General features: G+C 43.5%; 11 protein-coding genes and 1 pseudogene. 4 read left to right on the forward strand and 8 right to left on the reverse strand.

The window, feature by feature from the left end; genetic code table 11:
* Genes tilS through ppx form a run of 3 tightly spaced genes read right to left on the reverse strand, consistent with a single transcriptional unit; the run spans window position 1 to window position 3689 of the window.
* Entirely contained in the window at window positions 1–1377 is a 1377-nt protein-coding gene (tilS, locus tag MTX11_RS01695; RefSeq protein ID WP_243474208.1) for a tRNA lysidine(34) synthetase TilS, read from the reverse strand.
* Window positions 1314–2138 carry an acetyl-CoA carboxylase carboxyltransferase subunit alpha gene (locus MTX11_RS01700; protein ID WP_004278263.1) on the reverse strand — a complete coding sequence of 275 codons (825 nt, stop codon included), beginning with the start codon at window positions 2136–2138 and terminating at the stop codon, window positions 1314–1316. The genes tilS and MTX11_RS01700 overlap by 64 nt, the downstream gene beginning before the upstream one ends.
* Window positions 2139–2168: 30 nt before the next feature.
* Entirely contained in the window at window positions 2169–3689 is a 1521-nt protein-coding gene (gene ppx / locus MTX11_RS01705) for an exopolyphosphatase (protein WP_004278264.1), read from the reverse strand.
* A gap of 260 nt (window positions 3690–3949) precedes the next feature.
* On the opposite strand from ppx, the gene trxA reads away from it, so the two are divergent.
* The 3 genes from trxA to MTX11_RS01720 all read left to right on the forward strand — a co-directional run bounded on the left by trxA (window position 3950) and on the right by MTX11_RS01720 (window position 6556).
* A complete protein-coding gene (gene trxA, locus MTX11_RS01710; RefSeq protein ID WP_004278266.1) occupies window positions 3950–4276 on the forward strand; it encodes a thioredoxin in 327 nt (108 codons plus the stop codon).
* A gap of 322 nt (window positions 4277–4598) precedes the next feature.
* Entirely contained in the window at window positions 4599–5867 is a 1269-nt protein-coding gene (gene rho, locus MTX11_RS01715; RefSeq protein WP_004278267.1) for a transcription termination factor Rho, read from the forward strand.
* 401 nt (window positions 5868–6268) lie between these two features.
* Entirely contained in the window at window positions 6269–6556 is a 288-nt protein-coding gene (locus MTX11_RS01720; protein ID WP_004647530.1) for a hypothetical protein, read from the forward strand.
* Window positions 6557–6660: 104 nt separating this feature from the next.
* Here MTX11_RS01720 and MTX11_RS01725 read toward each other — a convergent pair whose 3' ends face one another.
* The 3 genes from MTX11_RS01725 to pheS all read right to left on the reverse strand — a co-directional run bounded on the left by MTX11_RS01725 (window position 6661) and on the right by pheS (window position 10450).
* The gene (locus tag MTX11_RS01725; protein ID WP_004278269.1) at window positions 6661–6957 is read right to left on the reverse strand and encodes an integration host factor subunit alpha; all 297 of its coding nucleotides are present in this window, start codon (window positions 6955–6957) and stop codon (window positions 6661–6663) included.
* Window positions 6954–9335 carry a phenylalanine--tRNA ligase subunit beta gene (pheT, locus tag MTX11_RS01730; RefSeq protein ID WP_243474209.1) on the reverse strand — a complete coding sequence of 794 codons (2382 nt, stop codon included), beginning with the start codon at window positions 9333–9335 and terminating at the stop codon, window positions 6954–6956. The genes MTX11_RS01725 and pheT overlap by 4 nt, the downstream gene beginning before the upstream one ends.
* Before the next feature lie 134 nt (window positions 9336–9469).
* On the reverse strand, window positions 9470–10450 hold the full coding sequence (gene pheS, locus MTX11_RS01735) for a phenylalanine--tRNA ligase subunit alpha (RefSeq protein ID WP_004278272.1): 981 nt from the start codon (window positions 10448–10450) through the stop codon (window positions 9470–9472).
* Between the two features lie 159 nt (window positions 10451–10609).
* Here pheS and MTX11_RS01740 point away from each other — a divergent pair, with 159 nt between their 5' ends.
* On the forward strand, window positions 10610–11635 hold the full coding sequence (locus MTX11_RS01740; RefSeq protein ID WP_071852244.1) for a hypothetical protein: 1026 nt from the start codon (window positions 10610–10612) through the stop codon (window positions 11633–11635).
* A gap of 535 nt (window positions 11636–12170) precedes the next feature.
* Here the strand turns inward: MTX11_RS01740 and MTX11_RS01745 are convergent.
* Both MTX11_RS01745 and MTX11_RS01750 read right to left on the reverse strand, forming a co-directional pair.
* Window positions 12171–12308: pseudogene (locus MTX11_RS01745) on the reverse strand (GNAT family N-acetyltransferase); the annotation flags it as partial.
* A gap of 15 nt (window positions 12309–12323) precedes the next feature.
* On the reverse strand, window positions 12324–12479 hold the full coding sequence (locus MTX11_RS01750) for a hypothetical protein (RefSeq protein WP_243474210.1): 156 nt from the start codon (window positions 12477–12479) through the stop codon (window positions 12324–12326).
* Window positions 12480–12626 lie beyond the last annotated feature (147 nt).

Below are 12626 nucleotides of genomic sequence, written 5' to 3' on the forward strand. Positions count from 1 at the left end.
TCAATGCTCATCGTTGAGTTCTAAAGTTGAAAAAACCGAAATCGGCAGCCATCCGCCTGCTTCACAATATGCAGATTGGGCCAACCAAAATCCTTTAGGGGTAAACACGCCTAGCATAACATTATCTGTGCTTAATATTTGAATAGTATGCCGAGCCCAGGGAAATATTTGCGCTTCCTGAATAGCTTTTTTCAGCGGCCAGGTACCGACACGGCCATATAAATGAATTTTTTCGCCACCCTGCCTCTGCTGTAAATGCAAAGCTTGCTGCAATAATGTAGGAGATAAACCGAACTGTGCAGGCGCGATGATAAATTTCCCTGACAAAACCTGCACACAGTCTTTTAAAGCGAATTTTATACTTTCCGGACTAGTTTGAACCTGTTGCTGCTCGGCTAAATAGATCTCTGCGGTCAAACGATATAATTGCTGCTGATAGCGTACATAATAAAAGCCTTGCCAATGCAATGCTGCCTGAGCATCTTGCTTGGCATAAATCACTTCGCATTGCAAACGCTTTACCATATCTAAGGATGGACGATACTGTTGTTTACCTTTCATCCAGGCAGAGAGTAATTGACGTTGTCGTGATTTTGAAAGCTGTAGAAATTTACCAAGATCGAGCTGCATTTCAGTCCCACAAGATGCTAAATCCTGTTGCAGCACTTCTTTTAAAATGTTTTGAGCATCCTGCATTAACTCACTGGTTCGCACCAAGGCAGTTTGCATTTTAGGATAACGTTCGCTTAATACCGGCCACAGGGTCTGGCGTGCCCAGGCCCGGTCATAATGAGTATCATCATTGGTTGGATCTTCAATATTCTGAACATTCAGCTCTGATGCCCATTGGCAAATCTGCTCACGGGAAATATCCAGCAATGGCCGCCAAATCGTGAGATTTTCACGTACATCGATCTGTTTCATTGCCGCTAAACCGTCAACACCGGCGCCAGACAATAAACGCAGCATCAGGGTTTCCGCCTGATCCTGCTGATGATGTGCTAGCACCAACATTTCATCCGCTTGCAAATGTTGCAGATAGGCCTGATAACGTGAATCGCGCGCTTGCTGTTCCAGATTGCCATTAGCGACATTGACTGGCTGAATGATGCAGGGAATATTCAGTTGCTGACACTGCTGTTGGACAAAAGTACCCCATGCACTACTGATACTTTGCAGCTGATGATCCACATAGATTGCCCGGACTTTTCCCCGGCATAAAAAAAACATCAGATGCAGCAACAGCATAGAATCTACGCCGCCACTGCATCCGATGAGAAATTTTGTCTCTGCAGGAAAGTCCTGCAGCTGTTTTAAGAAACCAGACCTAAATTGTCGCTGCCAAACTTCATTAAACGTTGGTAACGTGCTTCGCATCGTGCTTGCGCTTCCATTGGTTGCAGTTCATTCAAAGCTTCTTTCAGCACTGCTTTCAAGCTGTTCATGACCTGATCCGGATTTAAATGAGCACCCTCACCTTCATCCACCACATATTCTACAATACCCATTTTCTGCAATTTTTCTGCAGTCAGAGCCAAGGCTTCACTAGCCTGTTCAGCTTTTTCAGCGGTTTTCCAAAGAATTGAGGCACAGCCTTCCGGTGAAATCACCGAATAAATACTGTGAGAGAGCATCACCACACGATCTGCTACCCCAATACCGAGTGCACCACCTGAACCGCCTTCACCCAGTACAGTTGCAATCACAGGTACTTTCAAATTGGAAAGCTGAGCCAGACTAGTGGCAATCGCTTCAGCCTGACCACGTTCTTCTGCACCGACACCCGGATAAGCACCCATAGTGTCAATAAAAGTAAAGACTGGCAGGTTAAAACGCTCTGCCATGTCTAGCAGACGCTGTGCCTTACGATAACCTTCCGGGTTACTCATGCCAAAATTATGCTGTAATTTTTCACGGGTGCTACGACCACGATGCTGACCAACGATCATCACCGGTTGACCATCGAAACGAGCCAGACCACCGATCATCGCGCCATCATCACCATATAGGCGGTCACCATGTAAAGCATCAAATTCAGTGAATATTTCACCCACATAGTCCAGGAATTGTGGACGTTCTGGATGACGTGCAATCTGCACTGTCGCCCATGCTTTTGATGGAGTTGCTTTATTTTTCATAGGTTAACCGTTTTCATCCCTATAAAGGTATTAATTAACAAACTGTTCGGATTGAATCGAGAGTTCAATCTCCCAATTTTTAAATTGCTGCTGTTCATCGTGCAGTTCAGCGACCAGCAATGGCCATTGCTTGGCATCACCAGACACGCTGAGTTGCCATTGTTGCGCATTTTCAACCTTGAGTTCAATGGCAGGAAGCATCTCATCGCTACGACTGTGATTGACCAAAACCGACAGACGAAGCAGCAAACATAACCATAAAAGTTTAGATCCACCGACTTTCATCACATCAATCTTGGCATCAGCGCGCAATTTACGCCGATGGTGCGCGACCAAATGTGACAAATGATTTTGATCAACTTGCGAGAAACCGGCAATATCCGAATGTTGTAATAAATACGCGCCATGACGATGATAGCCACTGTGACTGATGGCCAAACCAATCTCATGCAGATAGGCGGCACGACGTAACAGGTCACTATCTTCAACACTCAACCCGAGTTCACTGGCCACGTCATTAAACAATTTCTGTGCGGTCTGAACCACACGTTCTGCCTGCTTGGCATCGGCATTATAACGGCCGATCAAGGCATGTACGGAACGATCACGGATATCTTCGTGCTTGAAACGGCCAAGCAAGTCATACATCACGCCTTCACGTAGCGCACCATCGGAATAGACCAAATGATCAATTCCCAATACATCAAAGACTGCATAGAGAATGGCAATGCCGGCGGGTAAAACGGCACGACGATCATCTTTCAGACCTTCGAATTCCATGTCCGAGACATATTTATATTTAAGCAGTTTGTCTTTGAGCTTTTCCAGGCCTTCACGCGTCAACTGTTCGCGATCATTGCTCCAGCCCATATTGACGCAAATCTGGCGGCAGGCTTTAATGGTACCACTCGAGCCGACGACAGCATCCCAACCGGCTTCTTTATAAGTATTGGCAATTCCGGAAATTTCTTTACGTGCCGCAGTGACTGCTTTATCAAAGGCTTTGGCACTGATTTCACCATCCTGAAAATAGGCCTTGGTAAAGGCTACGCAGCCCATTTGTACCGATTCGGTATGAATCGGCTCGAACTCTTCACCAATAATCAGCTCAGTCGAACCGCCACCGATGTCAACCACCAGACGACGACCACTGTTGGCCATGGTATGCGATACACCCAGATAAATCAGACGGGCTTCTTCACGGCCGGCAATAATTTCGATCGGTTTCGGTAAAATTTCTGCGGCTTTCTGGATAAATTCATGACCATTTTTGGCTTGACGCAAAGCATTTGTCGCCACGATCCGCAAGCGGTTTGGCTGAACTGCGCCTAAACGTCCGACAAAACGGGCCAGACAGGCCAAACCGCGTTGCTGGGCGGCTTCGGTTAAATTCTTATTTTCGTCTAGTCCTGCGGCAAGCTGAACTTTTTCTGACATTGATGCCACTTTCTTCACTTCGCCATGGTCTACACGGGCGATGGCCAAATGAAAGCTGTTTGATCCCATATCGATGGCGGCAAGTAATTCTTCATCAATCAAAAAGTCAGACATTCCAGAAATAAACCTTTAACGAATTGTGCTTAGAGTAATTCACATGCATGCAATTTAAAAGCCATTTGTAGCGACAATTTAATGCCTTATTCTTTTTTGTATCGGGAATAATAGTGAGACACGATCATCACTATCGTGATCATCCATTAGACAAAATAACATTAAGCATTGAAAATTTACAGATTCCCCTACATTGTTAAAGATGGCTATGTAATACTAATAATTAGTTATCTTTAAAATATTAATCTGGAGTACATTCCATGTCTGGCAATATCGTAAACACTACTGACGCAAACTTCGAAGCAGACGTTCTTCAATCAGACGTTCCTGTACTGGTGGACTTTTGGGCAGGCTGGTGTGCACCATGTAAAGCAATTGCACCTGTACTTGAAGTGCTTGCTGATGAATACCAAGGCAAAGTTAAAATCGTGAAAGTTGACGTAACTTCTTGCGAACAAACTGCTGTGAATTTCAACATCCGTAACATCCCGGCTTTGTTGATGTTCAAAAATGGTGAAGTTGTTGCGACTCAAGTCGGTGCTGCACCAAAATCTAAACTGACTGCATTTATTGATGACAATATCTAAGCACAGCATTTTTAGTGAAAAATACGCGACTCATGCTCGCGTATTTTTTTCGGCTATAAATTGACAAAGTCAGCATTTTCTCTTATATTCGCTATTCAAGAGATAAAGGATCCTAAATCCTGTCAATTTCTTACAAGACACATTACATAAGATGCCGCTCGGCAATAGAAATTGTTTTCCACATTTTCCTTTGAAACACTCAAACAGATCTCTGAATTGTTCTTTTGCAAATTCAATTGCTTTCGTTTGAATGCTGGTATGCGGCCGAATGTTACTCCCTTTCTAACCTGTACCTCAGAACTTTGATTCTATCTGACCACCTATGAATTTAACCGAACTCAAGAAAAAACCGATTGGCGAACTCATCAAGATTGCCGAGTTTATGGGCCTCGAAGGTATGGCTCGTAACCGTAAGCAAGACATTATTTTTGCCATCTTAAAACGTCATGCAATGAATGGCGAAGAGATTTTTGGTGATGGCGTTCTAGAAATTTTGTCAGATGGTTTTGGCTTTTTACGCTCAGCCGCAGGTTCTTATTTAGCAGGTCCTGACGATATCTATGTCAGCCCTTCTCAAATTCGTCGTTTTAACCTCCGTACTGGCGACACCATTACTGGCACCATTCGCCCGCCGAAAGAAGGCGAACGTTATTTTGCTTTACTTAAAGTCAATCAGATTAACTACGACACACCTGAAAATTCACGTAACAAGATTCTGTTTGAAAACTTGACGCCATTATTCCCGACTGAACAGTTGGTGATGGAGTTGGGCAATGGCACCACTGAAGATTTAACCACCCGTGTGATCGACTTAGTTGCACCGATTGGTAAAGGCCAGCGTTCAATTATTGTGGCTCCGCCGAAAGCGGGTAAAACCATGCTGCTGCAAAGCATTGCACAGTCCATCGTTCGCAATAATCCTGAAGTTATTCTGATCGTTCTCCTAATTGATGAGCGTCCAGAAGAAGTGACTGAGATGGAGCGTACGGTTCGTGGTGAAGTCGTGGCTTCTACTTTTGATGAATCTCCTGCACGTCACGTTCAAGTCGCTGAAATGGTGATTGAAAAAGCAAAACGTCTGGTTGAACATAAGAAAGATGTGGTGATTTTGCTTGACTCGATTACCCGTCTGGCACGTGCTTATAACACTGTGATTCCTTCATCAGGCAAAGTACTGACTGGTGGTGTGGATGCACATGCCTTAGAACGCCCTAAACGTTTCTTCGGTGCTGCACGTAATATCGAAGAAGGCGGTTCACTGACCATCATTTCTACTGCCCTGATTGAAACCGGTAGTAAAATGGATGAAGTGATTTACGAAGAATTCAAAGGTACAGGTAACCAGGAAATTACCCTTGATCGTCGTATTGCTGAAAAACGCGTGTTCCCTGCAATGAACATCAAGAAATCTGGTACTCGTCGTGAAGAACGCCTGATGTCAGAAGACAATCTGCGTAAAGTCTGGATTCTGCGTAAGCTGCTGCATACTCAAGACGAATTGGCGGCAATGGAATTCTTACTGGATCGTATGAAAGAAACCAAGACCAATGATGATTTCTTTGATCAGATGAAACGCAAAGCTTCAAATTAAAATTTTAAATGAAAGGTCATCTAAACGGTGGCCTTTTTTAGGTTGACATAAATTACAGAATGAAACAATGAAGCCTGATTTATGTAAACTTATTTTTAAGTTTTTGATTAATAAAATATTCAGATTAAAAATTGTATAACTTTTAAGTATTTAATAAGCCTTTCTCCAATCTAAATCTTTCATTCCATTGTTATTTTCTGTTAAAAACTTCTTATTTTTTATCGTTTTTCCGTACTTTTTTGATCATTGCCAGTAGCAATTAAAAATGCGCAGTGATAGCATATTTGCAGACCAGTTAGACTGCTCCTGCGTTGTTAGTCCCTAACACAATTAGGAACAATAAAAGCACTTAACAGACTAACTTTGGTTTTTTTTAATCTCAATTTTTAGAGAGTGATGCCATGTTATTCAAAAAAATCGCTATTGCTGCTGCAGTTGCTACTACTCTAGCTTTCGTTGGTTGTGCTAAAAAAGCTGACGACGCTGCTGCTGACGCTAACCAAGCTGCATCTGAAGCTGTAGAAGCTGCATCTGAAGCTGAAGCTGCTGCTGATGCTGCTGCTGTAGAAGCTACTTCTGAAGTTGCTGCTTCTGAAACTGCTGCTGTTGCTGAAGCTGACGCTGCTGCTGCTGTTGCTGTTGACGCTGCTGCTGACGCTACTGCTGCTTCTGAAGCTGCTGCTCAATAATCTTTTAGATTATTCAGTACAAAAAAAAGAGAGCCTTTGGCTCTCTTTTTTTATTTTAAAAACTGGAACTTAACAATATTGATCCCAGTTTTTAAAAAAGCAGATCAGTTGACCTGCTCATTTCCCACACGTTGACGGAACTTCTGTCCGGCACGGAAGGTGACCACACGGCGTGCAGAAATCGGAATCTCTTCACCCGTTTTCGGGTTACGGCCCGGACGTTGACGCTTATCACGCAACTCGAAATTACCAAAACCCGAAAGTTTTACTTGCTCGCCTGAGATGAGCGCCTGGCTAATCTCATCGAAGAACAACTCAACCATTTGTTTTGCTTCACGACGGTTTAAACTCGTGAGCTCACTTAAATGATCAGCCATTTCTGCTTTAGTTAGTGCTGTCATGAAGCCCTCAATGTCGCTTGGTAAGTGTTTTCTAACACTTGAAGGATATTATCCATACCTGATTTAATTTCAGCATCTTCCAGTGTACGGCTTGGATGCTGCCAGAGAAGTGCAAATGCCAGTGAGCGTTTCCCTTCTTCTACTCCTTGTCCAGTGTACACATCGAACAACCAAGTTGAGTCCAAAAGCTCTCCGCCTGTTTTTTCGATAAGTCCCTGAATTTCGCTAACATTAATCTTATCACTAATTAAAAGCGCAATATCACGTCGAACCGATGGAAAACGTGATAATTCTGTAAAATTAGATACATAAGTTTGCAAAACAGCCGCTTGATCCAATTCTGCTACCCATGTGGTTGCCAGATCAAGTTCGTCTTCAAGTGAGGGATGTAAACGCCCCAAGTAACCAATTGATTGACCATTCACGAGAATTTCTGCGGATTGTCCTGGATGCAACCAGCTACGCTCTGAACGCACATATTCTACTTTGACACGACCAGCAGCCAAAATTTCTTCTACATCACCCTTAAAGTCAAAGAAGTCCATTGCAGCGGGTTTCACATGCCAAGATTCAGCATGACGTGAACCAGTCGCAATCAATGCAAAAGTTGGAATCTGTTTTAAATCATGGATGCTGCTGGCTTCTTGATAGTCAAAACGCAGACCGAGCTCAAAGAAACGTACACGGCTTTGCTGGCGGTTGACATTGTACTGAACACAAGGAATAAGGCTAGATAGCAAGGTTGAACGCATCACTGCCAAATCACTTGAAATTGGATTGGCTAATACTAATGGATTCACACTGGAATTAAGTTGCTTTTCAAGCTTTAGGTCTGCGAAGCTAAAGCTGATCGCTTCTTGGTAACCTAAAGTTACCGCGGTTTGACGGAGTTGGCCCAATTCAAACTGATCTTGGTATTTCGCCAGCTTCACATCAATCACAGGCAGGCTGATTTGAATATTGTCATAACCGTGAATACGCGCCACTTCTTCGATCAAATCTTGGTAAATCACCATATCATAACGATGTGATGGCGGTACCACTGACCACTCGCCTTCTGCTTTTACTGTAACTTCACAACCTAAACGGCTTAAAGCATCAGTAATGAACGCTGAGTCAACACTATAACCCAGCAGTTGATCGACTTGTGCTTGATTCAACTCAATTGCGTCACGTGTTGGCAATAGAGCCGCATTTTCGGCAACTGTAATTGGTCCGAACTCACCGCCCGCAAGTTCAGCAATCAATTGTGATGCGCGGTGCATAGCGATCAATGGCAATTCAAAATCGACACCACGTTCATAACGCTGAGAAGCATCGGTATGCAAGCCAAAGCTACGTGCACGACCCGCAATATGCAGTGGCGCGAAGAATGCAGATTCCAGGAAAATTTCAGTGGTTGCATCGCTGACTGCTGAAGACAAGCCGCCCATAATACCGGCAATGGCTAATGCTTTTTCATCATCTGCAATCACCATCACTTTTTCGTTGAGTTCAACTTCTTGTTCATTGAGCAAAACTAACTTTTCAGCTTCCGTCGCTTGACGTACATGTACCGCACCTTGAACTTTACCGCCATCAAATGCGTGTAGCGGTTGACCAAGCTCGATTAATACATAGTTGGTAATATCGACCAGAATGCTGTGCTGACGAATACCTGAACGTGCCAATGCACGCTCCATCCATACAGGAGTCACAGCCTTGGTATTGACGTTCTTGATGACACGACCCAAATAGCGTGGGCAGCCTTCAGTCGATACAACGACTTTCTTTTCTTCGCTAATAGTCGCAGCTACTTCTTTAATTTCAGGGGCAGTTACTGGCAATTGGTTAATCACACCAATTTCACGTGCGATCCCGCGAATACTGAAGCAGTCCCCACGGTTCGGTGTAATGCTGATGTCAATCACGTTGTCATCAAGGTCTAGATATTCACGAATGTTCATACCTACTGGTGCATCCGCTGGAAGCTCTAACAAACCATCAATTTTATCTTCTAAATCGATTTCTGAAGCGCCGCACAGCATGCCTTGTGACTCTATACCACGTAGCTTGCCTTTCTTGATTTTGAAATCGCCTGGAAGTACTGCACCAATGGTCGCAACTGGCGCTTTCATGCCGGCACGTACGTTTGGCGCACCACATACAATTTGCAGTGGCTCACCTGAATCGATATTGACAGTGGTCACACGCAAGCGATCTGCATCAGGATGTTGTTCTACTGTCAGGACTTCCCCCACCACTACACCAGTAAATGCTTTTGCTGCAGGTGCAAGCTCATCGACTTCCAGACCCAACATGGTCAATTGATCAGAAAGTTTTTCGCTATCGATGGCTGGGTTGACCCATGTGCGTAGCCAATTTTCGCTAATTTTCATTGATATAAAACCTGTAATTCAAATCTCTAGAATCCTCCTCTGCCCCCCATTTTCCAAAGGGGGAGAACTCCATCTATTTCGCGGAGTCCCTCTCCTTTTTAAAAGGAGAGGTTAAGGAGAGGTATAAATTTGTTTTAAGCAAACTGGCGTAAGAAACGCACATCATTTTGGAAGAACATACGTAAGTCATTCACGCCATAACGCAGCATTGCAAAACGTTCAACACCCAGACCAAAAGCAAAGCCTTTGTATTTTTCAGGATCAATGCCTGCAGCTTGCAGCACATTCGGATGCACCATACCGCAGCCCAATACTTCTAACCAGCGACCGCGTTCATCCATAATATCCACTTCCGCACTCGGCTCGGTGAACGGGAAATAAGATGGACGGAAACGTACTTTCAAATCTTTTTCGAAGAATTCGTTCAGCAGGTTAATCAGCAAACCTTTAAGTTCCGCGAAGCTGGTATTTTCAGCCACGTATAAACCTTCGATCTGATGAAACATCGGTGAGTGGGTTTGATCCGAATCACAACGGTAAACACGGCCCGGACACACGATCTGGATTGGTGGCTGCTGTGTTTCCATGGTACGAATCTGCACACCAGACGTATGCGTACGCAGCAAATGGTTCACATCGAAATAGAAGGTATCGTGCATGGCACGCGCCGGGTGATGACCCGGAATATTCAGTGCTTCAAAGTTGTGATAGTCATCTTCAACTTCAGGACCTGTTGCAACCGTAAAACCTGCCTTGGTAAAGAACTGGCAAATACGCTCTTGCACCTGGGTCACTGGATGGATACTGCCCACCTGTTGGCCACGACCTGGTAAAGTAATATCAATGGTTTCGCTTGCCAGTTTTTGTTCTAAGGCAGCTTTATGCAATTCTGCCTGACGTGAGGTCAATGCAGCGGTAATAGTTTCACGTACAGCATGGATTTGTGCGCCGAAGACTTTACGTTCTTCAGGATCCATTTTACCAAGCGACTTAGATTGTTCCGCGAGCTGGCTTTTTTTCCCCGTAAATTGCACTCGTACTTGATCAAGTGCAGCAAGGTCTTGAGCTGCTGCAATCGCAGCGAGCGCTTCAGTGGTCAGGGCTTCCAGTGACATAGTAACTCTCAAAGCAACAGGTTAAAAAATATTTTAAAAACCCCACATTCTAACAGTTTTTAGACACTTTGATGAAGATGCGTTTTAAGGAAAATTAGATTGGCATGATTAAATATAAAAAGTATAAGATAAACACAATATCAATCAGATCAAATCACTATGGCACTCGATCAAATTTGGAAACAGCAACTGACCCTGGTCACTTACGGCAATGAGTATTTGACTCAGGACCTGAGTTTCAATCGTTGGATTCAACATTCCATTTTTAATCAGCATCAGTTTGCCTTTCGGGATCTGATGTCACAACATCTGTTGGCTCAGCATTTTCAGATCTGGCTGGAAGGTCTGAAAAAACAAGGCGTGCGTCGCCTCAGCTTGCATCGCTCTGATTTACTGGTTGATGAAAAAAATCCGAATGCCAATATTGAGCTATTACCACTGGCGCATTTTATTGTCAGTCATGGCGCTAAAACCAAAACTGCCTGGATCATCGGCAAGGAACTGCCTGAATGGTACAGCGCAGACAATGATTACGAAGCACCTAAATCACAGCAATCCCCTTTACGCCATGAAACATTCTGGTGTTATGAGCTAAATCCTAAACTGGCCAAGCGCATTGATGTCGATCTGGAAGCCCCAAACTGGGATGATATTCAGGCCTATACCGATCATGAACTGTTTGAAAGTAGCCTTGCCCAAGATTTTACCGAACCTGCATATACCAATTTGCCTTATTACGGCACCATGCCTGCCATTCAAGCCGATAGCGAAAGTCATTTGGCCTTAATTCCCACTGACTATTCAGCGGATTATGCTCACCAGACTTTGTACCGCCTAGACGCCTTAAATGACTTTATTCAAACGAAAATCCAGCATCCCTATCGTGCAGATGGCGAAGTACTCAGCCCGGAGCAGCAACTTAACCTGCGACATTTTTCGCAAAAAATTGATGATTTAAGTGCTAAATTCATCAGCAAAGTCGCCAATCACTATAAAACTGCACAGCTAACACCAAAAGTTGCACCTGACCCATTTGTCGGTATGAGTACCGAAGACCGCTCACCAAAAATTTCTAAAGCAGAAAAACCTCAGGACCCAGGCAAATCCAGTTCATCTGCAAATGTGCTGACCTTAATTGTGATCACTGTGATTATCTGTCTGATTGGCTACTATTTCGGGCTTTAAAGTTCCGCCAGAAAAGTTTGAATTTTCCTAGCAGAATTCAGCCGAATCAATTAGATATGTTGATACTCAGGCGCAGCCATCAGCTTGAAATAATGCTGACGATTTTTGCGATGGGTTTTTATCATCCAACCTATGATGGAATTAAGGTCAAGCAGCTGCCTGAAAATTTCAGCATTGTCGGAATGAGCCAAAGCTGTTATTTGCTGATCGCCCGGAAATGCTCTCTTAATTGACCGGTGGAGATATTGAGATAAAAAGATAAATCAGCCATACACTTCTAAGGGCTGATTTATTTTCTATCGTCTTTTCCCAGGTTTTAGATTTTTCTACGTTGAGCCAGCTGGGCCAGAGTATTCAAAAATTAAATGTCCCACTGATAACATAAGTCTTTAAGATTTTCGCCCAGATCACTGGCATCTCCTTCACTGACAAAATAGGCGCCGGTCTTTTCATAAAAATAACGACTGGAATTCAGGTTCAATACGCTGCATTGCATATGCTGATAGGATTTTTCTCGACTTAAACCCAGACCCAATTAAACCAAATCACGTCCAATGCCGCGACCTTGAATATTTTGAAGCAAATAAAGTGCTCTCAATTCACTGATTGGCGCATCTACCGGAAAATTAAAAGCAGCAAAACCCAAAACTTGAGCATTTTCTTCATAGACAAATACCCGTCGATTCTCCTATTCAAGCACAGAACGCCACAAGGCGGCTCTTTGTTCTACACTCAACTTATCGATAATTTCTGGTTTAATGATATTTTGATAGCTTTCACGCCAGCTTTGTACATGCACTTGGGCAATCGGCAGGACATCGTGTTGGGTGGCAAGTCGAATCATTATTTTTAAGCCTTATTTTTGATTATGCAATTTAACAATGACTAAAAAATATAAGATTTACAATACTGATTTTTAAATAATATTTAAAATGACTACTTTTATTTAAGCATAAAAAAAGACCACCAAATGGCGGTCTTTTTTCAAGTC

It is taken from the genome of Acinetobacter lwoffii, from assembly GCF_022809915.1.
GTDB lineage: Bacteria > Pseudomonadota > Gammaproteobacteria > Pseudomonadales > Moraxellaceae > Acinetobacter > Acinetobacter lwoffii_M.

What these genes read in the sequence shown, in the direction of transcription:
- ppx (WP_004278264.1), bottom strand. Translation starts at nt 3,689, where the DNA reads ATGTCTGACTTTTTGATTGATGAAGAATTACTTGCCGCCATCGATATG.
- pheT (WP_243474209.1), bottom strand. Translation starts at nt 9,335, where the DNA reads ATGAAAATTAGCGAAAATTGGCTACGCACATGGGTCAACCCAGCCATC.
- tilS (WP_243474208.1), bottom strand. Translation starts at nt 1,377, where the DNA reads ATGCGAAGCACGTTACCAACGTTTAATGAAGTTTGGCAGCGACAATTT.
- trxA (WP_004278266.1), top strand. Translation starts at nt 3,950, where the DNA reads ATGTCTGGCAATATCGTAAACACTACTGACGCAAACTTCGAAGCAGAC.
- MTX11_RS01720 (WP_004647530.1), top strand. Translation starts at nt 6,269, where the DNA reads ATGTTATTCAAAAAAATCGCTATTGCTGCTGCAGTTGCTACTACTCTA.
- pheS (WP_004278272.1), bottom strand. Translation starts at nt 10,450, where the DNA reads ATGTCACTGGAAGCCCTGACCACTGAAGCGCTCGCTGCGATTGCAGCA.
- MTX11_RS01700 (WP_004278263.1), bottom strand. Translation starts at nt 2,138, where the DNA reads ATGAAAAATAAAGCAACTCCATCAAAAGCATGGGCGACAGTGCAGATT.
- rho (WP_004278267.1), top strand. Translation starts at nt 4,599, where the DNA reads ATGAATTTAACCGAACTCAAGAAAAAACCGATTGGCGAACTCATCAAG.
- MTX11_RS01750 (WP_243474210.1), bottom strand. Translation starts at nt 12,479, where the DNA reads ATGATTCGACTTGCCACCCAACACGATGTCCTGCCGATTGCCCAAGTG.
- MTX11_RS01740 (WP_071852244.1), top strand. Translation starts at nt 10,610, where the DNA reads ATGGCACTCGATCAAATTTGGAAACAGCAACTGACCCTGGTCACTTAC.
- MTX11_RS01725 (WP_004278269.1), bottom strand. Translation starts at nt 6,957, where the DNA reads ATGACAGCACTAACTAAAGCAGAAATGGCTGATCATTTAAGTGAGCTC.